The sequence below is a fragment of the Clostridium oryzae genome (assembly GCF_002029235.1).
In the GTDB taxonomy this organism is placed as follows: Bacteria; Bacillota; Clostridia; order Clostridiales; family Clostridiaceae; genus Clostridium_AE; species Clostridium_AE oryzae.
In genome coordinates this window covers 1-25374 of the sequence record NZ_MZGV01000058.1, presented here as the reverse complement: position 1 = coordinate 25374, position 25374 = coordinate 1, and the positions used below count along the sequence as shown (strand labels likewise).

The 25374-nt window shown below is 31.2% G+C and carries 22 protein-coding genes; 4 read left to right on the top strand and 18 right to left on the bottom strand.

Features of this window, described 5'->3' with window-relative positions; genetic code table 11:
• Positions 1-328: 328 nt before the first annotated feature.
• Positions 329-2332, bottom strand: coding sequence for a YhgE/Pip domain-containing protein (locus tag CLORY_RS18245; protein ID WP_079427156.1), 2004 nt, complete (start codon positions 2330-2332; stop codon positions 329-331).
• A 191-nt stretch (positions 2333-2523) separates the two neighbouring features.
• Here CLORY_RS18245 and CLORY_RS18240 point away from each other — a divergent pair, with 191 nt between their 5' ends.
• Entirely contained in the window at positions 2524-3111 is a 588-nt protein-coding gene (locus tag CLORY_RS18240) for a TetR/AcrR family transcriptional regulator (protein WP_079427154.1), read from the top strand.
• A gap of 400 nt (positions 3112-3511) precedes the next feature.
• On the opposite strand, the gene CLORY_RS18235 is transcribed toward CLORY_RS18240, so the two are convergent.
• Complete coding sequence (locus CLORY_RS18235; protein WP_079427152.1) at positions 3512-4381, bottom strand: DNRLRE domain-containing protein; 870 nt, start codon at positions 4379-4381, stop codon at positions 3512-3514.
• A gap of 375 nt (positions 4382-4756) precedes the next feature.
• Here CLORY_RS18235 and CLORY_RS18230 point away from each other — a divergent pair, with 375 nt between their 5' ends.
• A complete protein-coding gene (locus CLORY_RS18230; RefSeq protein WP_079427150.1) occupies positions 4757-6073 on the top strand; it encodes a nucleotide sugar dehydrogenase in 1317 nt (438 codons plus the stop codon).
• An 80-nt stretch (positions 6074-6153) separates the two neighbouring features.
• Positions 6154-6426 (top strand): hypothetical protein, encoded by a 273-nt coding sequence (locus CLORY_RS18225; RefSeq protein ID WP_079427148.1) that lies wholly within the window; start codon positions 6154-6156, stop codon positions 6424-6426.
• Between the two features lie 159 nt (positions 6427-6585).
• Here the strand turns inward: CLORY_RS18225 and CLORY_RS18220 are convergent, their stop codons facing one another.
• From CLORY_RS18220 to CLORY_RS18170, 11 genes are all read right to left on the bottom strand, one after another.
• Positions 6586-8382 carry a tetratricopeptide repeat-containing glycosyltransferase family 2 protein gene (locus tag CLORY_RS18220; protein WP_079427146.1) on the bottom strand — a complete coding sequence of 599 codons (1797 nt, stop codon included), beginning with the start codon at positions 8380-8382 and terminating at the stop codon, positions 6586-6588.
• Between the two features lie 140 nt (positions 8383-8522).
• Positions 8523-9431 (bottom strand): UDP-3-O-(3-hydroxymyristoyl)glucosamine N-acyltransferase, encoded by a 909-nt coding sequence (locus tag CLORY_RS18215; protein WP_079427143.1) that lies wholly within the window; start codon positions 9429-9431, stop codon positions 8523-8525.
• Positions 9415-10191 carry a polysaccharide deacetylase family protein gene (locus tag CLORY_RS18210; RefSeq protein WP_079427141.1) on the bottom strand — a complete coding sequence of 259 codons (777 nt, stop codon included), beginning with the start codon at positions 10189-10191 and terminating at the stop codon, positions 9415-9417. The genes CLORY_RS18215 and CLORY_RS18210 overlap by 17 nt, the downstream gene beginning before the upstream one ends.
• Positions 10192-10264: 73 nt before the next feature.
• Complete coding sequence (locus CLORY_RS18205; protein WP_079427139.1) at positions 10265-10672, bottom strand: MaoC family dehydratase; 408 nt, start codon at positions 10670-10672, stop codon at positions 10265-10267.
• A 2-nt stretch (positions 10673-10674) separates the two neighbouring features.
• On the bottom strand, positions 10675-11520 hold the full coding sequence (locus CLORY_RS18200) for a GNAT family N-acetyltransferase (RefSeq protein ID WP_139376085.1): 846 nt from the start codon (positions 11518-11520) through the stop codon (positions 10675-10677).
• A complete protein-coding gene (locus tag CLORY_RS18195) occupies positions 11513-12625 on the bottom strand; it encodes a DegT/DnrJ/EryC1/StrS family aminotransferase (RefSeq protein ID WP_079427135.1) in 1113 nt (370 codons plus the stop codon). Before CLORY_RS18195 ends, CLORY_RS18200 begins: the two co-directional genes overlap by 8 nt.
• Entirely contained in the window at positions 12626-13579 is a 954-nt protein-coding gene (locus CLORY_RS18190) for an NAD-dependent epimerase/dehydratase family protein (protein WP_079427133.1), read from the bottom strand.
• 33 nt (positions 13580-13612) lie between these two features.
• On the bottom strand, positions 13613-16708 hold the full coding sequence (locus tag CLORY_RS18185; RefSeq protein WP_079427131.1) for a glycosyltransferase: 3096 nt from the start codon (positions 16706-16708) through the stop codon (positions 13613-13615).
• Positions 16709-17292: 584 nt separating this feature from the next.
• The gene (locus CLORY_RS18180; protein ID WP_079427129.1) at positions 17293-18417 is read right to left on the bottom strand and encodes a radical SAM protein; all 1125 of its coding nucleotides are present in this window, start codon (positions 18415-18417) and stop codon (positions 17293-17295) included.
• Between the two features lie 250 nt (positions 18418-18667).
• Positions 18668-19591, bottom strand: a complete 924-nt coding sequence (locus tag CLORY_RS18175; RefSeq protein ID WP_079427127.1) for a helix-turn-helix domain-containing protein — start codon at positions 19589-19591, stop codon at positions 18668-18670.
• 296 nt (positions 19592-19887) lie between these two features.
• Positions 19888-20094: a hypothetical protein gene (locus CLORY_RS18170; protein WP_079427125.1), complete on the bottom strand. Its 207-nt coding sequence runs from the start codon at positions 20092-20094 to the stop codon at positions 19888-19890.
• 638 nt (positions 20095-20732) lie between these two features.
• Between CLORY_RS18170 and CLORY_RS18160 the strand changes: the two genes are divergently transcribed.
• Entirely contained in the window at positions 20733-21524 is a 792-nt protein-coding gene (locus tag CLORY_RS18160) for a hypothetical protein (RefSeq protein ID WP_139376084.1), read from the top strand.
• 393 nt (positions 21525-21917) lie between these two features.
• Here CLORY_RS18160 and CLORY_RS18155 read toward each other — a convergent pair whose 3' ends face one another.
• The 5 genes from CLORY_RS18155 to CLORY_RS18135 form a co-directional block, all read right to left on the bottom strand.
• Entirely contained in the window at positions 21918-22271 is a 354-nt protein-coding gene (locus CLORY_RS18155) for an aminoglycoside phosphotransferase/kinase family protein (RefSeq protein ID WP_079427119.1), read from the bottom strand.
• A 361-nt stretch (positions 22272-22632) separates the two neighbouring features.
• The gene (locus CLORY_RS18150; RefSeq protein WP_079427117.1) at positions 22633-23601 is read right to left on the bottom strand and encodes a phosphotransferase family protein; all 969 of its coding nucleotides are present in this window, start codon (positions 23599-23601) and stop codon (positions 22633-22635) included.
• A gap of 39 nt (positions 23602-23640) precedes the next feature.
• A complete protein-coding gene (locus CLORY_RS18145) occupies positions 23641-23883 on the bottom strand; it encodes a purine biosynthesis protein PurH (RefSeq protein WP_242954450.1) in 243 nt (80 codons plus the stop codon).
• Positions 23861-24154 (bottom strand): hypothetical protein, encoded by a 294-nt coding sequence (locus tag CLORY_RS18140; protein ID WP_079427115.1) that lies wholly within the window; start codon positions 24152-24154, stop codon positions 23861-23863. The genes CLORY_RS18145 and CLORY_RS18140 overlap by 23 nt, the downstream gene beginning before the upstream one ends.
• Before the next feature lie 629 nt (positions 24155-24783).
• On the bottom strand, positions 24784-25104 hold the full coding sequence (locus CLORY_RS18135) for a winged helix-turn-helix transcriptional regulator (RefSeq protein WP_079427114.1): 321 nt from the start codon (positions 25102-25104) through the stop codon (positions 24784-24786).
• Between the last annotated feature and the right edge of the window lie 270 nt (positions 25105-25374).

Here is a 25374-nt window from a genome sequence, read left to right as displayed (position 1 = left end):
TTTGTCATGCTGTCAAGGGTGGCGGCTTCCTTCACCTACCTATTTTTCCTTGCTTTTTTTCTTCTTTTTCTCTTTTCAATCCTACTTTTTTTCTCTAAATTTTTTTCATAGCAAACTTTACACTATCTATATAGTGATTATTATTAAGCACTTTACTTATATTCAATGTGCCTATACAGGAATTTAAATAAAGATAGTTATATTCTTACAGTATTTCTTGCATAGTCATATTTTATCTTCAAAGTTCACCTAATTAACATATTATCATCTAAAAATACGTATTTTGAGTACTTACTACAAAAGTACTATAATAATTAATGCATCAACGCTAAGCTACTAATTCCTCAGTATTTTCTGCTTTTAGCGCTCTGCTTTTGTGTTCTACAAATGAATATAAAATAATTATCAATGCACATACTGAAATTATACCTATAAGCACCCCAACACTATGATTGTAGCTTTCGGATTCAATACCTTGAATTATATTACGTAAAGCAGTTATGGTATATGTCATTGGCATATATGGATTTATAGTTCTGTAAAACGGTGGAAGTATTTTAATAGGCATAACTCCACCTCCGGACGTTAGCTGACATACCATAAATATCAAACACAAAACCTGTCCAAATCCTTTAAAAAGTATGTTAAGTACCTCAATAAACATTGAAAGGGTCAATGCTGCAAGAATGCATATTCCATAGAATTGTGATATACTTTGGACTTTAATTCCAACTATATTAAGAACACAAAAAGCAACTATAATACCTTGACCAATTCCAATCAATGGATAGCGAAAAACTCCAAAATCTATATGAATTCTGTCAGCAATTTTAGTTTCTTCAAATTTTATTTCTTTATTATTCAACATAGTTGCCATAATGATAGTTCCACCTAAATATAGACAAAGTGATATCATAAATGGTGCAAACGCTGTACCTATATTATTGGCTTTTCCAATTTTTATAGTTTTCATCTTTATTGGCTGTGAAACAAATTTATCAAGTCCATGTAGAGTATCTTTGGTATCTTTCAGTTTTAATACAGTTTTATCTACTGAGCTTCTAATACGCTTAATTGCTTTATTTAGATTTGTAACTCCTGTATAAGCTTTTTTATCTCCAGCAAGTATTAACTTTGATTTTTCACTCAGCATATTTGCCCCTACAGCTGCTTTCTTCATTCCAGAAGAAAGTGATGATGACCCCTTCGAAACTTTACCAAGAGCACCAGAAAGAGCACCTGCACCCTTCGATGCTTTTTGCATCTTTCCAGGCAATGTTTGAACATTACTATCCAACTTACCATATGTACTGTTTAATTTGTCTAATGCAGTTGTAAGTTTACTAGATAGCTTTGGTAAATTTATTTTATTCTTATTGTTGCTGGTAGATGAATTAATAGCTGCTATAATAGCTTTAATACTTTCATCAGAAAGACATTCTGGATGTGCAGTTATATACTTTTTTAAAAGCACCATCATCTTTATACTTTTTTGCAGTTGTTCACTGCTTACATTAATATAATTATCCAGACCACCAGTAATAGTAGAAAGGCCGTTCTTAAACTTTCCTGAATAATCTGAAAGTGTTTTTGTACCAGTTGCACTTTTATTTATAGCTCTTGCAAACTGAGTTGATTTACCATAAATTAATTGTGAAGCACTGCTAAGTTTAGCTGAACCTTGATTAGCCCTTCTAATACCAGTTGATAAACCATTTATCCCACTATTAAATTTTGCCTGACCTTGATACGCCTTGTTCAAGCCTTTTTTTAACTGATTTGTACCTTTGTCCAATTTTCCTAATACGTCACTTAATTTTTGCATTCCAGATGGCATTGATTGGAGTCCATCTGCCATATTCTTAATAATACTTTTTGAAACATTCTTGGAAATATTAGTTTTAATATTGCTGGATATATTCGACATTATCGAAGATCCCATCATCCCTAATTTATCATTTGATTTGAAATAAATAATCCCCTTCTTTTTTGTTCTGTGGCTTACCGTAGAAATATTCTTTGTAAAATTTTTCGGAATAATAAGTTCAGCATAATACTTTTGATGGATAACACCATCATCTGCCTTATTCTTATTTGTGAAAACCCAATTTACCGTATCATTAGTTTTTAAATTTTTCACCAAAGTTTTACCAATATTCTTTCTTTCTCCGTTAATTTTACCACCTTGATCTTCATTAACTATAGCTACAGAAATATTAGATAAATTACTCATAGGATCAAAGTAAGCATATAGAAATATAGAGATATAAATTCCAGGAATCAATAATAATACAGTAATAACAACCATTTGTGCAATTCTTCTTTTTTTCATATACTATCCCTTCTCGATCTAAAAATATTTGATTGATACATTTAATCCTCCTTTATCATATTATGTAATTATGAAGTATATGAACATTTAAATTTCATAACTTCAAAATTATTATAGACCTTATTTCTTGATAATTCAATAGTTATGAATTATAATTATAAATATATTTCATAATTTGAGGAGTTGAAAGCATGGACGGATTTGAACGAAGGCGTCAACACAAAAAAGATTCTATACTGAATGCAGCATTAGTACTTTTTAAACAATATGGCTATAACAAGGTAAGTGTTAACGATATAGCCAATAAAGCCTCTGTATCACCGGTATCGATTTATAATTTTTTTGGGAGCAAAGAAAATCTCAAAAATCAATTAATAGAAACTCTATGGAGCAGCCATTTTGAGACAATTATGTCTATTTTAAAGAGTAATGATAAGGTTCAAAACAAAATTGAAAAGTTTTTTTTCACAGTAGCTGATTATCCACGAAATTGTTCTATGAATTTCTTAGCAAAATCCATTCGTAATCAGATAAAAAGTGAGGAGGACATTGTAACAATTCAACTGAAAAAAATAGATGACCTCTTGCTCTCCGTTTTAGAGCAGGGAAAAGCTGAGGGTATTATCAATAATAATATTTCAACTGAAGCTGTATTAGGTTACATCGAAATGTTCAGATATTACTTTATTAATAATACAGACGCAGCTGCAAAATGTGATAACGATCCGGGTTTTCTTAAAGATATGATATCTCTGTATCTAAATGCTCTGTTTACATAATTATTTATAATATTTTTCATTGAATTGTTTGCAAGTATGGTGATCTCATTAGAGCAGAAGCACGGCTTGTTCTTTCCTACAAATCAAATGCTTTACGAAAGAATTAAAGAAATGGAAAGGCAGTTTTAATTTACTTACATATACGAAAGCACACTCAGTGGAGTGTGCCTTCAGCTTTTGCCATTGAGTGTATATTCATCAAATCTTTGGTCATAGGTGTCTTTAGAAATTTTATCATCAAGTAACATTTCGGTCAAATAATCACTCATAATTCCGAGAAATCATAAATTAGTTTAAAGGAATAGTTTATGTGTCACCATATGACAATATTTCATAGTCATAAAAATTCCATCAAACCTAAGCCTGATGGAACTAAGAATTTCTATTTTCAAGGATAATTTTATGCTTTATAGGAGCCATAAAAATTCATATCTGTAGTATCTCCTGTACCTAATTTTGGAACTATAGCAATGCTATATGTTTTATTTATAAGCAGTGGAGAATCACTTAAAGAATTATCATACTCATCAGTTTGATAGTATTTATCTATTTTACCTGAAGCTCTAGTTACTACTACTTCTATTATAGCTACAAATACTGAAAAAGGCTGGACTGTTCCTTCAACCTGTACATCTATTATGGTTCCTGTATCACTTTGACCCGTATTTATATTGCATATTTTAAGTACAAAATCAACCTTATTGCTATGACAATGGCAACATTTTTCTGGACATTCAACTATTTTGGGATTGTTTTCTTCTATCTTTTTATCAAAATTTATTTTTATGAATGGATTTAAGTATTTATCTTTAGCCTTTGAAGAACCAAAGGTTGCTATCGATTTGCATTTTTTACCACATATAGCTAGACCTCTGTTCTCAATTATACTTTTATTCCACAATGCTGTTATATCAGTAATATTTGAAGTAATAGCAACTTTTGAAGTAAAAGGGTATAAACTTTTTCGTATAAAGTGCTTAATAGAAGGAGGATTATTATAAGTTGAGTATGAACTAAAATAATCATAAAGAGGATATATATCAAAAAATACGCTCGTATCATTAAAAAAATTATCGCATTTAAATAGTACAAGTTCTGAACTTATAAGCATAATATTATTTGGTATTAATGAAAAATCGAAAAAAAGAAAACTTGAGTAAGTATACTGCCCATCATAACCTACAATGATGGTTTCATCATTTAGACTTTTATTTGGAAATTTATCACTTATTGTAACACTTTTACTTGCTGGAATTATAATACTCTTCATAATTTACCACCTTTTCATTAATTGATTGGCTATAAATAACAGTATTCTTTTTATCCTATTTGAAAATATAAATTTCTATTTTTATAATATTATTAAACTTATAAAAGTGACACCACAAATAAAATTTTAATAAAATATACATAATTTTTTCTTTCAGATACCTTAGTCAAATCTCCAATAAATGATTTTAAAAAAGTAGCTATTTTTAAGTGGTCAGATATTATTTCCTTGCAGCATCTCTGAACTTACATTTATATTGTAATGAATATAAGGAAGTCTCTTTAAGCTTAAATCACTAACACACTTTTCTTTTATAATCATACGCTATTATTGAATAAGTAAGGTTAAAGTGAATAATAAGGGATGTGCTTAATAATGCAAACTAAAAAAAATTTGCTATCAAAAATAAAAAACAAAAGCGCCATAATAGGGATTATTGGATTAGGTTATGTCGGCTTGCCTCTTGCGATAGAAAGTGCAAAGTGCGGGTATAAGGTTATAGGTTTTGACATTCAGCAGGCAAAAGTCAATATGATAAATAAAGGTGAAAATTATATAAATGATGTATCTGATATAGAGCTTACAGAACTTGTGACTAAGCATCAGTTCACTGCATCTACAAATTTTAATTTTATAAATCAGGTCGATATTGTATTAATATGCGTACCAACTCCCTTGGACAAATATCAACAGCCGAACATAAGTTATGTAAAATCTTCTGTAGAATCAATAGCTCCATATCTTCATAAAGATATGCTCATAATCCTCGAAAGCACTACCTACCCTGGTACCACGGAAGAATTAGTGCTTCCAATATTAGAAGGGAACTCCTCCTTGAAATGCGAAAAAGATTTTTATCTAGCTTTTTCACCAGAGCGGGTTGATCCAGGAAATCCTCTATATAAAACAGGAAATATCCCTAAGGTTGTAGGTGGAATTGGTAAAAATAGTACAGAAGTAGCAACCACATTGTACAAGTCTATACTAAACAGTGATGTTTTTGAAGTATCCAGTGCTAAGGTCGCTGAAATGGAAAAAATTCTCGAAAACACCTATAGGAATATAAACATTGGTCTCATAAATGAAATGGCTATAATCTGTAATAAAATGAATATAAATATATGGGAAGTAATTGATGCAGCAAATACAAAGCCCTATGGATTTCAGGTCTTCTACCCTGGGCCAGGTCTTGGTGGGCATTGTATCCCTCTCGACCCATATTATTTAACCTGGAAAGCTAGAGAATATGATTATCATACAAAACTTATCGAACTATCAGGTGAGATCAACAATTATATGCCACAATATATACTTGAAAGATCCTCACAAATATTAAACAGATTTAAAAAAGCTTTATTTGATTCTCAAATTCTAGTGCTAGGTGTAGCCTATAAAAGCGATATAAATGATTACAGAGAGAGTCCTGCTCTTAAGGTGATTGAAAATTTTAAAAAAGCTGGCGCACATGTTAAATTTAATGACCCATATATTCCAGTTTATAAATACAAAAATACAGAGTATGAAGGAGTAAAACTTACCAATGAACTACTAAAATCTATGGATTTAGTAGTCATAACAACCGCTCATAAAAAATATGATTATGACTTCATTCAAAAAAATTCAAAATTTATATTTGATACAAGAAATGCAACTAAAAATCTGCTCGACAAAAACAACGTGGAACTATTATAAATTGTCACATAAGAAAAATATTTTCATATATTGATATCAGGATAAAAAATCCGAAAAACAAATTTTAGGAGATGGACTAAATGGCTTTAAGTTTTGATACACCACAGACCGGTAGTGTGTATAATATTCAAGTAACTGGAACTGTTGGACAATATGCAACGCTTGGTGCTAGAGTTACAGTTAACGTCACAGGTACTCCTGCTAGATCAGCTAGTACCTTTTACAGAGTAATTCCTTTTGATAACTCAACATCCTCAGTTGTTAACTGGTTCCATGGAACTTATGGTATAGCTATAGTTCCAAAACTTGAAGGCACTCAAACTGCAACCTCTACAATTCAATGGGAATATTAATAATTGCTTGTATAAAGGCTTAATCAAAAGAAGCATCTCTAAAGTGGATGCTTCTAAATTAAATAAAGCTGTTCCACTAAATTTTTTAGTAGGACAGCTTTAACTTATAAAAAGTATGATTTTAAAACTTAAAATCTCAAAAAATAGTTTAAAATCTTTTTATATATAGCTATATGACTTTAATATATCTAAACTTTCATTGTCATACACTTCAAATTCTTTAATAGACCTTATTATTTCTTTCTTAGCAAAATCGAAGTAACCATAGGCATTATATAACTTCCCCAGGTAAAGCAATACATACTTATTGTTTATTAAATTCAATAGATTCACAGCTACTTTCAGTTCATCAAAGTCTTCATTTATAAGCATAATCTCACAAATCTCTAAAATTATAAAGATATAATTCTTTTCATTTTCATCCTCAGATAGCATACTTGATTTACCATTTGTAAATAGTTTTATAAGCTCAGAACATACCTCAAATATTTTATTGTCTCGATCGCTTAAAGTTTTCTGATCTACACTCACAAGCAAAGCCGACAAATCATCATATTTTCCAAGTGATATATTGCTCAATATCTTATACATTACAAATTCCATATAAAAATCAGATTTTTCATCTAGCGTACTCATATTTATACACTTTTCGTACTCACCGCTTCTTATTAGACACTTCGCCTTCAATATAATAAGCTTCTCAGACTTGTTTCCTGCTTGTTGCAAGCTTTCAACATAATCTAAGGCTGTTTTATAGAAGCCTTCATTATAAAACGTCTCAGCAGCGATAGAATAATCCTTAGCCGCAGTTGAACAAAATGTTTCTATGGTCTCTTTAAATTCTTTAACAGGTACAGCCTTCTCCTTTAATAAATGCCCTATACCATATATTGAATCAATATAATCCGGATTATCGTCAATAGCTTTAGAATAATATTTATAAGCCATATCATAATCCTTAAAAAGCATATAAACATTTGCTAATTCATAATAAGCTTTGTAACCTCCACTCCCATAAAAAAATTTTAATTTTGCCGGTGGTTCACCAATTTCAATGCATTTTTCAAGAGCTTTTATCTGGAGGGTTATTTTGCCCAAATCCTTGTAAATAAGTGCTTTAAAAAAATAAGCGTCACTAAACTTATCATAATTGTTGGTAGCAATATCTACAAATTTCAGTGCAGTATTATATTCTCTGATATTATAGTTTGCAACAATTATTCGTAAAAGTAATATTGGTCCAAATCCGGTAAGAGGATTAAAGTTCTCATAGGCTTTATAATAACATTCCAGTGCCTTTCTCGTATCACCTAAAGCCATATATTCATTACCCAAATTAAAATAATTAAATCCTTCATCTGGCTCCTTTTTTATTTTCTCATTTAATATGCTGATATTTCTATTTCTTTTGTCCTTAGCCTTTATAGTCTTATTTAAATAGCCATAGTGATATATTTTTACATCATTGCAAATTGCATCATACTGATTATTTTTATACATGAGCTGATTATGAATTTCACCTTCATAATGAATTCCTCTGTTATTTCTAAACATGCGCGGATTTAAGTTTACGGTAATACAATTATTATCAGCCTTATCACCATAATAATTTAAAGTTTCAAAAATATAAACCGCTTTTTCATCCAATTCCATATTCACTAAAGCCTTAAAATTATCTTTATATTGTCCCTTAAGTTCATCATCCGCATCCAATATCAATATCCAATCCTTTGTAGCATATTTTAATGATTCGTTTCTGGCTTCACTGAAATTATTGTTCCATTTATACGGATAAACTTTAGCCCTGTAGCTTTTAGCAATATCTATAGTTCTATCCGTAGAGCCTGTATCTATGATTATTATTTCATCTACAACGTCCTTAACACTTTCAAGGCATTGAGGTAAATATTCCTCCTCATTCTTTACAATCATGCACAAACTTACTTCATTCCGCACATAATGACCTCCTTTAATAAAGTTACTACTCTTATGTCATTATATACAAAAATATATTTTTTGTTATTTATATAAAATGCCCTAAAGTTCTTATATTGTGGCTTCTAAAATATCACTACTAAATTGACAAACAACTTCTCCTAAAATTTTCTAGCAGGATTTCCAGCAACTATTGAATTGCTGCTAATATTTTTAACTACTACTGCTCCCATTCCAACCATAGTATTATTGCCAACCGTAGTACCATCTCTAATACATGAGTTAGGAGCAATCCAGCAATTACTTCCTATCTTAACACTTCCACTAATCTCAGCATTAGCAATAACTACAGTTCCCTTACCTATAAAGCAGTTATGTGCAACAAAAACACAATCATCTAGTTTTACATACTCTTCAATTACCGTTGGATCAATCGTCCCCTGGCAGATGCAGGTCAAAGCTCCTATTTCTACATTGCTGCCTATCCTTACTCCTCCGAGGTGAGGAATTTTATAGGTAGTTCCATCTTCGTCTCGTTCTACACCAAAACCATCATCACCGATAACTGCATTTTCTTTAACAATGCAATTGTCACCTATAATGACATTTTTTCTTATTTTAGCTCCAGCTTTTATGATGCAATTATTACCTATTATCACATCCTTGTCAATAAATGAAAAAGGTTCAATTGTAGTATTTTTTCCTATAACAGCACCTTCACTCTTATAGTATCCATCTTTTAATATAAACTTCTCGCCATCTTCAAGCTGCGATTTCAATATAAAATCGAGTATTTTAGCATATTCTCTTCTTGGTCTATTTACATATAATACACAGTTCGATTCACTGAAAAACTGAAGCTTGCTACTGTTTAATAAAATTAAACAGTTACTAACTTGTTTTAATTTGTCTATGCTTTCCTGTTCTAATACATTTGCAAAAATCAAAGTATTATCTTCAGGATTATTTATTGATGATACTGAATAAATAACTGTATCTTTTATATTCTGATTTTTATATTCCACAATACTTTTTAATGAACTGCAATTAAACTCAAACTTTTTCTTCATACCCACAGTTCTCCTTAATGTGCTTCTGAAAGCAACTTAACAAAGTATTTTCTTTAATTTCATTTTTATATGTTTTATTAATTCGAACATATTTATCAAAATTATTAATTTTATCCTCTATAAGCCTACTAAAGCTTTTTATATAATTTTCTCCATTTTCAGAAAAATGAATGGGATGAAATAATACTTGAAGCAGATTACTTTTCCCTTTTTTAATAAATTCAAATACATCCTTTCCCCTGAAATCCTTACAAGAGTCTGACAAATATAACTCTGGCGTAAAAAATTCTCCTGCATAAGCATTTTTATATGTTTTAAATACAAGATATCTATTGTGAATTGATGGATTGTGTAAACTTATTGTCTGAACTCTTTCTCCAATGATATCCTCAATTATAGAACATTCTTTTTCTACCTGCTTCTGCATTTGTTCTAAACTTATATCGCCGTATAGCATTGGATCAAAATGTAGTGCTATTTCAAATCCATCCGAAAACATATTGCTAACGAGCTTTCTATTTTCATAGGATAGAACATTATAAAAATCTGAAGTAACCAATAAAAAATACGTAGAAGTAATACCTATATTCTTCTCAATACTGCACATTTTATAAGCCTTATCTAAATCGATGTCAACATCATGCCTCAATAAAAAGCCATTTTTAACAGAACTATCTGCTGATTTAAAATTGTATATTTTATTTATTTTCTTCATTTCTTTTATAATTTTACTATAAGTTTCATAACTAAATTCAAACATATTAATCACTTACCTTTAAAAATGTAACAATTAACAAAATATATTTAAGAATGTACTTTCCAATATAATATTTCTAATTTTTTACAAGTACCTTTACTTCTCCCTGTAAAACAATTTCATCATTTTGATTCTTACAAAACGTGTAAAATTGCACTATTCCGCTATTTTTGATTATGTTTTTGGTTTTTACATATGCAGTTATTGTATCACCTATATATACAGGCTTAATAAATTTACAGTTCTGCTCCAATAAAATAGTTCCTATTCCTGGAAGCTTATTTCCCAAGATCGTTGATATTAAACTAGCTGTTAGCATACCATGAACGATTCTTTTTTTAAATTTAGTTTTGCTAGCGTAACTTTCGTTTATATGCAATTGATTAAAATCTCCGGTAATTCCTGCAAATAAATAGACATCTGTTTCGCTTATTGTCTTAGTAAAACTTTCTTTAGAATCTAAATTTATATCGTCTATATTCAAATTTACACTTCCCCCAATAATTTGTGGAAAATATATACACAATTATAAAGCTTAAGTCCTAAATCACTCCAGGCTCTTTGTACAAAGATATTCTGTGCTTGAGTTGAAGATACCAGATATCTTGTATTCTCTAGCTTACTACAAACAATAACGGCTTGGTTAAGCATGCTCTTATACACACCCAGTCCTCTTGCTTTTTCATCTACCCCTGCAAGTATTGCACCTGCTGCATTTTCTCCTTTCAGCTCAGTAAATTTATTTTTAATTGTACAAAACCCAGCAACTTCATTATTATGTTCGGCTACAATAATTTTATCTGCATATCCATTAAACGAGTTTTTTATCCACTTTACATATAGCTCATCTGCTTTTTTATCATCTAAAAACTCATCATAATGAAATCTACTAAAATTCTTAAAGGTATTCTTTGATATATTTAAAACTGCCTCTAAATCATTCAGATTGGAGTTCCTTATTTTACACGAATTTTTTACTGTTTTTATTGCTTGCTTTTTATAATCAAATTCATATCCAAGACTTACATTAACAAGTTTAAAACCACAACTCTCTAATGCACTTATCACCTTATAGTCCTTTGTACTAGTTTTTAAAGCAACATGCTTAATTTTTTTTGACAGGCAATAATTAATACATTTCTCCAAAAGTTGAAACATTTCAATTATATTAAAAGAATTTATATTCTCGGTTTGACTCCAATTCAATGTGGCCATAGTAATACCAAAATGCTGTGTATCAAATTCATTTATAACCACAGTTATCGATATTTTTTGCTCATTTTTATTAAGTTCTATGCTGGTATTCTTGTCATTCTCTATTATTTCAACCATTATATTTACCACTCTCTTCTTCTAAACTATCACAGATATATTTAACCTCCTCCTCTCTTAAGCTTCCATAAATAGGCAAAGCCAGACCATGCTTATGCGCATATAATGATTTTAAAAATTTATCATTGCCATAGCCATACTTATTTATATAGTAACTTTGTTCATGCACCGCATATGCTCCAAAATTAGTTTCTATCCCTTTCCGCCTTAAACTTTCAATCAATTCATCTCTATCAATGCTTTCTTTCAATAATATATGATATGTCTGCCATACATGTTTACCATAGTTTTCTTCTTTCGGAAGCGTTATCCCATTTATATTCTTAAGCAATTCACTGTATCTATTAGCTAATTCAATTCTTTTTTTATTTATAGCTTCAAGCTTTTTCATTTGCACTGTTCCGATAGCACCTTGAATATTGGTCATCCTATAATTTAGACCTGCCGCTACAAATTTTGGTTTTCCTGTTGCATAGCTAATACCATGATTTCTAAGTATTTTTATCTTTTCTGCCAATTCGTCATTATTTGTGACTACAATACCACCTTCACCAGTTGTTATTGCTTTCCTTGGATGAAGACTAAAACACCCTATGTCCCCGATAGTACCAACTTTTTTGCTTCTGTATTCTGCTCCCATAGCACAGGCTGCATCCTCTATAACTTTTAAATTGTATTTTTGTGCCAAAGTAATTATCCTTCCTATGTCTGCTGATTGCCCAAATTCATGTACAGGCATTATCACCTTTGTTTTATCAGTAATTACATTCTCTATTTTATCCGTATCTATACATAAGCTATCTAGTTTAATATCTACAAACTTAGTTGCAGCACCTACATTTTCCACTACATTAGCTGTTGCTGGAAAAGTAAAATCTGGTACTATTACTTCATCCTCTGACTTTATCCCGATGGCAAGTAAAGCCAAATGCAAAGCGGCCGTTCCGCTGCTGACCGCTATAGCATGCTTAATGTGTAAATATTCTTCTAACTGTTTCTCAAATTCTTCAACTTTATCTCCCTGCACTAAATATTTTGAAGCAAAAACCTTCTTTACTTCTTCCAATTCCTCCTGTCCTATATCTGGAGCTGCAAGCTTTATCATTTAAACACCCCTATACCACTCAATTGTTTTCTCTAATCCTTCATCTAAATCATATTTAGGTTCAAATTTCAAAACCTCTTTGGCCTTATCTATGCTTGGAATCCTAAGTTCAACATCCACATAATTTTTGGGTACATAAACAATTTCAGATTTAGATTTAACTATTCTCTTTATTAATTTTGCAAGCATTGCTATAGTAATAGTTCCTCTTGGATTGCCAATATTAAATATCTGTCCTATAGCTCTGTCATTATTTAAACATAACATTATACCTGATATAAAATCATCAATATAGCACCACGATCTTATTTGATCACCTTCACCATGAATTTGTATCTGTTCATTATTTATAGCTCTAACAACAAATTGATGAATCGCACCTTCTCCAACCTGACCAGGTCCATATATATTAAATGGTCTTACTGTTACTACTGGAATGCCATATTCTTTGTAATAACTGTACGATAAATGTTCTCCAGCGAGCTTGGAAACAGAATAAGTCCATCTTGCTTCTCCTACTGGCGCTAGATTCGTTGTATGATCTTCATCGACTTTATACGCATAAGAGCCAAATACCTCTGAAGTAGAAAAATCGATAAATCTTTCTATTTTTCTATCTTTTAATGCTTCAAGAATATTGTAAGTTCCAATCATATTAACCCTCATCGTATTCACTGGGCTTTTTATAACGGTATCTATTCCAGCAACTGCGGCTAAATGAATAACTATTTCTGGCTTAAATTCATCTATCGATCGTTTTAGAAAGCTTAAACACAAAACATCACCTTTAATTAATCTTATATTGCCTCTACTCAATAAGTCTGTATTTCTTATGGAATTTCTGCGTAAACTATCAATGATAAGAATCTGATTGTTTTCACTAAGCAAGCCACATAATTTAGTACCTATAAATCCTGCTCCGCCAGTTAATAATATTTTTTTATTTTTTATCAATCGGATACACTCCTTTAAAAAGTGTCTTAGAGATTAGACAAATTCCTGTAAAATTTTTTCTATACGGTCAAATAAACTATAATTTTTTTCATAAGTTTTTACTAATGCATTATAAGCTTTATCTGCTCTCTCTAACGGTTTATTCAAGTAATATTCAAACATTTCCTCATATTCATATTCATCACTTGCTATTGCCATATCATCTTTTGTATACAATTCATCTATCAATTTAGGATTATCTACTAATTGAAATCCTCCACACGCTCCAATAATGAACGTTCTTTCATTAACTTCATTCTTCATTTGCTTCTGTATATCCATATGATAATTTAGATTTATTTTAGATCTATTATAAAAAAACTTTGAATTGCCAGGGTTTAATTCTTCTCCTATATTTCCCCATCCTGAACCTCTTAATATTCCATTTTTATATTTACTTAAAATAGGTATAAGATATTTTTCAGTCTCTTTGTATTTTAGATAGCTATTAGTTCCAACAAAAAAATAATCATATATTTTATCAGTATTTTCAGGATAATAAATTAATGGATTAAATCCAAAGGGAACATTTACTATATTAATATTATTTTTAGTCCAATTACCAAAATAGCTTGTATTTGTTTCTTCCGCTAATGGAGATATCAAAAATTTATAATTAAACTCCTTGCATAATTGTATATTAATTAAATCCAGTTCTGCACTAGCTTGTTTTGAAATTAATCCAACTTTATTTTTTATACCTTCTATCGATTTATTGAAATGAGAATTATCTATATAAACTTTATCAGCCAGATTTATAAAAATGTCATTATCATCATAGTTAGCATGCGGATCTATTTCGTATATTATATCCACTTTAATTCCCATATAGTTTAAAACCTGTTTCCATGATAAAAAACTATATTTCCAGAATCCATTTGTAACCGAATTAATTAATATTTTCAGATTATGTTTTTTATATTTTTCTCTATATTTTCCAAGCAAATTTCTTCTTAGCTCTTTACCTTTATTAGTTATTTCAGCCTGCCGCATGTATTCCTTCTCAATTCTATTGATCCTAATATCCAATTTATGTGTATTGATTTCGTTTAGTATATTTTCAATATCTTTATGGTATAAATCACTATAAATTAAGCTCTTACTCATATACTTTTCTATAATATTGATAAACGGTTGGACATACACTTTTATCTGTTCCATATCAAAATCCGAGCTATGTTCCCATGGCATACCGTTACCATTTAAATAGATAGTATATGCTTCATAATAGCTAACTCCAATAAGGTAATACTTTCTGCTTTTTTGAGCTTTCTTGTCAAGACCGCTCTGATTTAAGTTCTTTAAGTATTTTGTTTCATCAAAATTATCTACTATATATTCCATAACAGAAATAATGGATTTTACTCTATTCTCTAAATCATAAGTCATGTTACTATCATGATGCCTATAATAAACTGCATCACAATTTACATATTTTCTTTTCCAGCCATATTTTAAATTTACTAAAGTATTTAAAGTATCCCCCGCCACTCTGTTATTTTCATCCTTTAGCAAAGCTAAATTATTTCTTTCATAAAAATCCTTTTTAAATAAGCCGGCGCTAAAAGGTATCACTCCTGAACCTTTCCTGTTAAACACTTCAAATATTACTTCATCATCAGTATAATTCCTATAACTCCATATTCCTTTATCATTTCCAGTTTCATCACAAACTTTTATATTCCCATAAACATAATCTAAGTCACTATCTAATACAAAAGCTGTAACATATCTTTTTATTACTTTCATATCTACCAAAAAGTCATCAGCTGATAGCATCATAAAATATTCACCTTTTGAAGATTCCATTATTTCCTCTATTCCTCTGTAGGCACTTCCGCTATTTTCTTTATGAAATATACCCTTTATATTCTTGTATTTTTTTTCGTATGCTTGTATCTTTTCAATTGATTCATCAACTGAACAGTCATCAACAATAATTATTTCAATATTTTTATAAATTTGATTTAATACAGATTCTACAGATTCATCTAAATATTTCGAATAATTATAATTAATGATACCTATAGTAACTAAAGGTTCTTCCAGTAACTTTTCATCTTCTTGATTTACAATTAGATTTACAATTAGATTACCAACTAACTGTATAATTTTATCTATATTCCGTGTGAGACTATAGTTATCAACAACATATTTCCTGTATTCATCTGAAATATAATCTTCTGCTTCAATCATACTAACTGCGTCATCAATCGTATTCCATATATATTTTTTATCATATACATTCTTGGCTCCAACAAAATTGTGTACAATAGGCTTTATCCCCTTGCACATAGCCTGCATAACGCTTAAGTTTTGTGATTCAAGCACGCTGGTACACAAAATATAGGCTTTATCCTCAAGCCAGTTATCTAAATCCTTCTGCCAGCCTTCGTATATAATATTGTTTTGAAGTCCCAATTCCCGTATCATCTGATTATAATAAAGCACATCCCTGCTATCTTGAAAAGCTCCTGCAATATATAATTTATATCTGGAGTCTTTGTCATAAATAGCTTTAAAGGTGTGCAACAAAAGCATCGGTCCTTTTTTATAATTTATATATCCTACATAGGCTATATTAAAGCCTTTTGTTTTCTTTTCAAATCTCCATTTAGTTTCATCTATACCATTTGGTATAACACTGATCATTTCCTCATCTATATTAAAATTTTCAACTATAAAATCCTTTATATGCTTACAGATTACTATTAAGTTATCTACATTCCTCCAATTGACATTACTTATATAATCCGTAAAAGCTTCATAGCTGTGAAGTCTGCATATAATCTTTTTTGCTTTAGCTAAATCCACTTTACTTCCATAGGCTACTAAATCGTCGCACCATTCAAACCAGCAAATATCTGCCCAGTTCATTCCCTCATCAATTTGCCTATACTCTTTTACTACAATCTTCTTTATTTCATATTTTTCTGTTAAACTTTCAATAATATCTCCAAGGAAACTGTCTAGCCCGTCTTTTACGAAAAATGCAATTTTATTCTTGTTTTCTTTTTTAATATCCTCCGTCACAATGCATTTATTTGATTCGACATCTAATCCATCAATGCTATCTGGTTCCGATTGCATCTTATCACTCCAATATTGTATTCTTAATATATTATTCTATGAATGTTTGTATTATGATTAACACAAAAAACTATCTTCAAAATATGCTTTATAAATATCATACATAAACTAAACTAATATTTATTTAATTATGACGGACATAGTAGATATAGTGTAAAAAACGAACGTGGAAAACCTTCAATTGTCAAAAGATAAGGACGCAAAATTGGGGCATAAAACAAAAGATACTTCTTTTTTGGATACAAGTCACACCTTGCTATGACAGAAGAACACATAATTACTGCAGCAGTAATTACCACATGAGAAAAAGTTGACGGCAAAGAACTTATTGAGTTGAAGGAGCTAAATCAAAATCTTACTCAGTATCAATAAAATCAGACTTACATAAAGACCAGATAGAATTTCAAGGAAGTGAATATTTCAAAATTCGAACAAAGCAGCATGTAAACAAAAAACATAAAATATCCATATTCTTGAATATTTTATGTTTTTATTCAACAAAAAAATTTCACTTAAAAAAATTAGTGCATTTTAACATTAATTCGCAATGCTTTATTTTACCGTTCCACCTCCAAATCTATACCCTAAATTATCAACTCACCTGGCTTATAGCCCTCAGGCAACTCTTCTTCACTTAAAAATTTAAAATTGTCATCACGTAGTATTGGTAAAAATGCTTCATATGGTATTCTAGAAAATTCACAGCCATAATCATTGGCTCCGAACCATTTGCCCTCTTTGCTGCTCAAGTTCAAGCCTCTGGCAAATTTTGTATAGTTTGAGCAATCATGAACTGCTAAGTCCCAGTTTTCTTCATCAGCTATTTTCATGAATTTCAGAGTTAATTCTCTGCTCCAAATGGGAGAAATATAGCCTTGTCTGGAAATATACATGTTTTCCCCATAATAATTGTCTATGTTATTCTCATTTAAATGTAATTCTGCACAATTTATAAAATCAAGTTTTGTCTCTAGGATTGCCTGCTGCTTCTTAAAAAATGCTTTGAAAAGTTCAGGAGTCATTGGAGTTTCAATACCTACATTTTTAATATACTTTTTCGCTATTCCAATATTTTCAATAACCTTATCTGAACAATTTGAGGCACCCAGGTTGAAACGTATCTCGTCAAGACCAGCTTCTCCTAATGCTTTCAAGGCCTCTTCTGTAGCTAAAGTGCCATTTGTATAGAGATGTTGATGAATTCCTGCAGCCCTAAATTTCCTTATAATCGAATAGTATTTTTCAATTTCCATGAAGGGTTCTAAATAAACGTAGGAAATACCAGTAGGTTTCTTGTAGATGGAAAGAAGTAAATCAATATCCTTTTCATAAAATTTTGTATCTCCGATTTCCCACATTCCTTCACCAATGGGAGGAATGTCATCTAATTCTCCATAATTATAACAAAACTTACACTCTAAGTTACATTTATTGGTTTTCCTAATTGCACTCAAACCGGTTCCCAACAGACAGGAACGGCATCCTTGGGGGAATTTGCTTTCATTTCCCACGAAAAAAGTTCTATTTTCCAAGGTTTTCAAGCCTCTAATTTCCGACATTAGCATATCATTTCTATGGTCTATTGCTTCCTCAATTTGTGCAAAGGTAGAGTAAATGATTTCTTGTTGCTTTGTCATAACTTCCTCATCCTCTGGCAATATTGAAAAAAATTCAAACCATTGCAGCGCATCTTTCTTTGAAATTTTCATCATGTATCCTCCTCTAATTAATCTTCAAAAAGATTCAATTCAAATCTTCTTAGTGTGCTTTTTCACTTATTCTCCTTCAAAACACAAACGCATTTCACATGCGTCAGGTACTCATAAAGAATACATTTTTTCATATCGCTATGTCAATACGAAAACACCATAATCCCCCAGTGAGTTATAAATCGGCTCCATCAGTTTGTCTAACATTCTTTCATACATGGTGTTTTACAGCTCCTTATAACCTGGGACATTATTTTTGCCTAATCGGCAGCCAAAATCTATATTCTGCTTGTATTTCTTCCGGATGATCAGCTAAAAACCAGTCTTTACTGAAAATATGTTCCTCCAAATAGGTTCGTCCATCAAAATTCAAGTCATAGTTACCCATATCCAACATGCATTCATATATGGTCTGAGATGATTTTTTCATAGATTCACCTATATCTAAGGTTCCCTCATTATTGAATTCATTAAGCACCACATCACCCACAAGAAACAGCCCCTTAGGTGCATTTGCCACCTTTGCGCCGAACATGGTCTCCTCCGCTCCTTCTTCGCCGTGCAAAAGCATCATTGCAACATATTCATGGACATCTTCTTCACTGTCTTCGGGATGATGCCCGAAGGGAGCGTAACCAATATACTTTCTGGCCTCATAGTCACTCAGATTTTTAGTTGCCCATTCACGCATACAATTCCACACCAGAGTTTCAGGATTTTTGCAATTTGCCTGAAAGAATACCGCTCTTAAGTTATTCAATTCCTCGATACGAACCAATGGTTTTGAACCTGTCATCATATTACCTCCATTTATACTTATTTGGAAGGAGATCTGCTGATAGGTCTTTGATATTCCCAACTTTCGGACGACAGTTGGCGGCATACCGTGAAACGCCAAAAACGCCCGTGTGAACGCCTCTGGAGATTCATATCCGTATTTCGCGGCCAAATCGACTACCTTGATGCCGGTGTTTTTTAGCTTCTCCGCCGCGAGTGACATTTTCCTGAACCGAACATAATCACTGATGCTGATATCTGTCATGAAAGTAAACATCCTTTGAAAGCGTGTCAAAGAGGAGCAAGCGATACGAGCAACTTCGCGATAGTCGATTTTGCCCTCCAGATTCGACTCTATATAATTTATAGCATCATTCATCTTACTTAACCATTCCATTGCTTATCTCACCTCCGACAATAATATAGCACAGCCTTCATAATAATACCTTGCAGAAAAAATCATCTGCTGCAAGACCTTACTGTGGAACTATATTTATACGCTTTATATTGTTTTTTGCAGTACATAATTATCTCACAAAATATAAATAACCTGTCTATAACTAAACCTAAATTGCAAAACAATTATAACATTATTATCCACTTTAAACAATTTTAGTTACAACATTATCTCATCTCTTTTTATCTGTCATTTACAATTTTCAAACACTGGCTCAATATACTCTTTAATAAGTTTTATTCTATCCTTAGCTCCCTGCTTAAAAAAAGAAGCAATATGGAAATAATACTTTTTGTAACTAAAAAAACATGGAAAGTGCTAGTAACAGTACATCCGTTAAAGTAGTTTTCATATAATGTTTGACCATTTTTCAGTACTAATATTCCTCCAATATTGCTATAGCTGCTATTTATTATCCTTTCCATCTTCATTTTTAAGATCATATAAGATACCTCCCCGTCTTTGAATTTAATAGACTAATATTCTTGATATTATGGATTCGTGCTCCTCGAATCTTGATTTCTTCCATATGCTCACCTCTGAATCGATTTGCAGCATGCTAAAAATGAATGGGCTCAATTGGAACGAAGATGAAACAGAGACGAAACGTAAGCGTTAAGTTCGTCAATACCGTACCGCCTGATATAATCCCCATCCTAGGGAGCTCCGTGTTGAAAAAGAAGAATTCGCTCCTTTTTCTGGTAATGGCCCCATATTCGCTGGAAGATAAGTTTGAAACTCCTGATACACAGGTGACTAAGGGCTTTACCGTTCGCTCAAAGCATCCCACACAGTCGACGGATGAAATGAAAACCATGATTCAAGATGCTAGAATTGCAGCTAGCTACAACCTGCTCAATTTCTCTGAAATACTTGATCAGAACCGCAATATGATATTCATTGGCTATAAAAAATTCAATTTTATCTTCTTGCTAGTTTTCTATATTTATGGTAGTATAATTTTGTTTATATTAAAAATAAACATAATTTATTGTGTTTTTTACAAATAGTGCCTTTATTTTTTACAAAACAATAAAACTTCATCTTATAAGAATCGCAGGTGATTTTTTTGTACCACGTTGTGTTAATTTCAGAAAATAGAATTCTTTTAAAAAAAATATATGAAATGCTAGAAGATCCCTCTTTGTTTCGAATTAATATCGTTCCTTTCAGCATGGATGCCGTTGATGCTTTTTATGATACTCATGCGGATATTGTTATATTAGATACTTCTGTATTTTTATCTTTTGAAAATATACTTGAGCAAATTTATCAATATAATTGGCCTTTTCATGTTCTGCTTATCTTTCATGAGCCTTCTCTTGTCTATCCAAAGAAGGAAAATGTATATTTCGCTCACAAAGACACCATAAGCAGAGAACTTTTTCATGAAATAATAGCCAATATAAAAGAGCATTCTTTTTCCTTAAAGAATCTAAACACTTGTATTACTTTTAACTGGAATGGAAAGCACTCTGTTTTGATTAATCCAGATTCTTATCATATTCTTGTAATAAAGACTTTTGATGAAAATCACTTTCTTGATATTACTTCTTGCAATAACCTGATTACAAAGGCTCTTCCATTTTGTAATCTGCATTTGATCCATACTTCAGATTCTATAGCCATATTTTATATGAATCGCTCTCAAATTAAAAAAGAGTTTAACTTTACCCTGCTTTCTTCTATAGTATTTGATATTTTAGGGCAGCAAACCGCTTTGTTTTACAAGGAAAATATTTCTTGGAAAAAACTTCAACCTTTACTTGCTGAAATTGTAGATAATATTCCTCTCCTCTATTTTTTACAGGGAGAGAGTAAAAGCTTTGAAACATTGCAGCATCCAGCTTCTTCACCTGCACTGAATGCTTAAAAAATCAGTTTTTATTATTATTAAATTACCTTATAGATTGTGATATTGAATCAGCAAAGTATATTTTACACGATATATATGTCCATACCATAAAATCAGGTTATGATTTTTCTGTTCTGGCATATATCCGTATGCACCTGCAAATTTTGTGTTTTTTATTTTTCAAGGAAGAACTTATCTTTTCCTTCCCTTGTGTTGAAGACGAGCTTAACTGGCTGCTTGCATCTAAGCTCTTTACTCCAATAGCTTACGCAACTTCTTTGCAGCAAGATACTATAAAAAAATGCGTACTTGCAATTTATAAAGAATATCACTCAAAGATTTCCCTTGATGGCATAGCAAACAAGCTAAATATGAATAAAATATACTTAAATCGGCTTTTTAAAAATCAGTTCAATCATACAATTGCAGAGTTTCTTCAGATTCTTCAACATATTTTCCTGCTTCTGACTGAATAGGATCTGCCAGATTAATATCTGTCTCTTTTTTCAAATCCATTATCCACCTAAGTTCTGTACGTATTGATTCTTCTTCTGCGTAATCCAATCTATGAACACGCATGATAATCTTTGGTTTTTCTTCTGCTTCCACTGAAAAAGTTGCATTTTCAGTAAAGTTTAATAATTTCATGCTTGCATTTTCTGGATATCCCCACTTTATCAATGCACGTCTTCCTACATTTTTTAAATGCTCTATCTGTTGTTCAAAGGTTAATTCATGAAATTTCCCTTTGTGTTGTGTTTTCATATGTCACCTCATTTCTACACTTTAAGCTCATATTATATCACTTCAATTACATTATTCTTGATTTTATGCATATATTTTACTTTGAATTGCAAGAAAACTCCCTATCTTGTGCTTAATCCTCATGTTTAGCACTATATATGCCTAGTCTCTTTTCATTAACATTAACTTTAAAATAATAATACTTAACTTTTTAACACATTAAAATAGAACAATATAAACTTTCAAACTCAAGAAATGGTAAAATATAATTTTTTACATGCATTTATAAAAAAAGATCCAGTAGAAATTGATCTACTGGATTTATTAACTCTTGAAAATACTATTTTAAATTTTTATTGCTAGTTGTTTCAAGTATCTGTATTTAGTCAAGCTCATGCAAAGCAAAATTGATTATAAGCGACGCTAGATGTTTTCTTTCCCAATGCTGCGGATCAGAAAGTGCAAGTCTTGTGGTTCCTTCCGTGAACATTAGTACACCAAGCATCAAGCGAGATAGAGCCACTCTTGCTCTTGCATATGGTGTAAACTGTATTTTTTCTTCAGCAGCAGAATTATATCCATCTATTAAACCCTTGTTATCTTCAAGATATCCAAGATAATCTATGGCAAAAAAATCAGCATAATAATCGCCGAAAAAACATCTTTCTGTGTCTATAAGCCCAGCAAAATTACCAGCTTCATCTATAAATACATTGTTATCAAACAAATCATAATGGATAAGTCTAGGTACTTTTACCTCTTCAAGTGCACCTTCCCACTTTCTTATAAAACGTAGTATTTGAGAAAGCTCTGGCAGCATATTTCCTTGTTTCTCAGCATCTTCTATAAGATTGAATATCATATCATAGTATGCATCCTTCCAAGTATCATGAAGCCCTACTTGAGTATAGCCAAATTTTTCATTCTTGATATTATGTATTTGAGCCAAAGCCTCTCCAAACTGATATTGCCAATGATACATCTGTTCTTCGGTGAGCTTTACGTCACATAGCAGTTTTCCTGGTAGCACGCTCATGATAAACCAATGATTACCGATTATATCGTGCCCACTGTATATTATTTCTGGTATATTAATATCCGTATGCTTTCTAAGCTGATCATAAGCCCAAAGCTCAACCTGCATAATACCTTTTTCATAGGTAAGCATGTTTGTTCCTTCACTGGGTCCAATCTTTAGTATATATTTTTCAGTTTTTGTGTATATCATATAAGCAACATTAAATTCCCCGCCTGTTAGCTCCTCTATCTTAATTAAATCCTTGATGCCAGCTGCTTCAATCATCTTTAACAAGTTTTCTTCACTTATATTTGCTTTAGTTCTTGAATGCATAAAAGTTCTCCTTTTTTTATATTTCTAACCGCAGAATGTTTATTTCCCCATGATGCAGCCTCTGCTCATATCATCCAAATGCTCACTAACATAAGAAGCTCTAAAACCTTTTGAAATCTCTGATAATTCTTTTTCACCATCAATATATGGCTGATACATATCATAGCCATAACCAGCACTGCAGTCATCACATCCAATATCGCTATATCCAAGCGATTCCTTTACAATCTCTATAATGCGCCTGTCACTTTCAATGCTATCATGATTTTCTGTTTGCAGCAAGCTCCATAAAATTAATTTTTGGAAACAGTCCACAAATGATATTTGTAACTGCAAGTATTAAAATAGCATAAGTTGACATTCTAGCTGCATATGGTACTAAAACTGCAAGTCTAAAGACATAAAAAAGTACAATCCATGCAACAAAGACAATCATTCCAATACCAAACCTTATCATAAACTTAGTTCTAATTTTTACAAAGCTTCTCTTTCCGTGCTTTACACTTCTATTTAAAGCTGCCAATAAAATTACTGATAATATTATAACTAGCATAAGTGCAACAAAAGCAACAAGTTCAATATTTTTATAACTATAAAATATTGGCGGAATTTTCCCTGTTTCATATCCCTTCCACTGATTAAATACATCATTTATAATGTCAAGCCCGTTGTCGCTGTTGGTAAAGATAATTATTCCATCCTTCTTTCCAGGTATCGTCTCGAATTGAGCTTCCCATCCTCTATTAGAGCCACCATGAAATATAGCTGTAGTTCCATTAGATAAGGTCTCTCTCTCAAATCCAAATCCGTAATCTGACTTAATTAGAAATTTTAAATAGTATTGTCAGTTTGATTGATTACAAAAATAATCGTGGTTTCTTCAGGGAAGGAAATCTGACTGTATGTGGCGCGATTGAGGCAGAAAAACCGGCGTTGATATAATAGTGACAACCGGATGTGATGGGGAATTCTATTTTCTGGCTTGAGCCTGTGAAATATTTTTTCTGTAAATAGGGAATTCTATGATAATTATTAGAGCGGATGGAGACTTATTTGAGTACCATCTGCTCTTTGACTATATATTCAATTGTATTCATTGTCAATATTTGATTGTTTTATTTGGGATAAGATACAGATAGCGACAAATCGGAATTTGTATCTTATCTGTATATGAATAAATAATTATTGTTTTTGAAATGCTATATATTTTTCACCCCAATCTTTAATGCTTTCTAGTACAGGTTGAAATTCTTTTCCTATTGCGCTAAGGCTGTACACAACTTTTGGGGGAATTTGCATATATTCTGTTCTTATAACTAATCTTTCTGCCTCAAGTTGTTTTAATTGGCTGGATAAGGTTGCGTGTGTCATTTTTGGCATTCTTCTCTGAAGCTCATTAAAGCGTAATGGTTCTTCACTTAGATAATGCATGATGAGAATAGCCCATTTCCCTTGTATGAGCCTTTGAGCTGTTGCGAATGGACATATTTCTTGTTGATCCATAAATAGCCTCCTTGCGGTATTTTCGATGTTACTTAGTATGTTTCATAATCGTACTTGTAAATCCAATTTAAAGGGCATAAAATTAAACTGTGATATTTTATTGAACCATTATAACACATAAAAATATTTTTTTAAATACGATGGATAGTGTAAAGTTTGCTATGAAAAAAATTTAGAGAAAAAAAGTAGGATTGAAAAGAGAAAAAGAAGAAAAAAAGCAAGGAAAAATAGGTAGGTGAAGGAAGCCGCCACCCTTGACAGCATGACAAA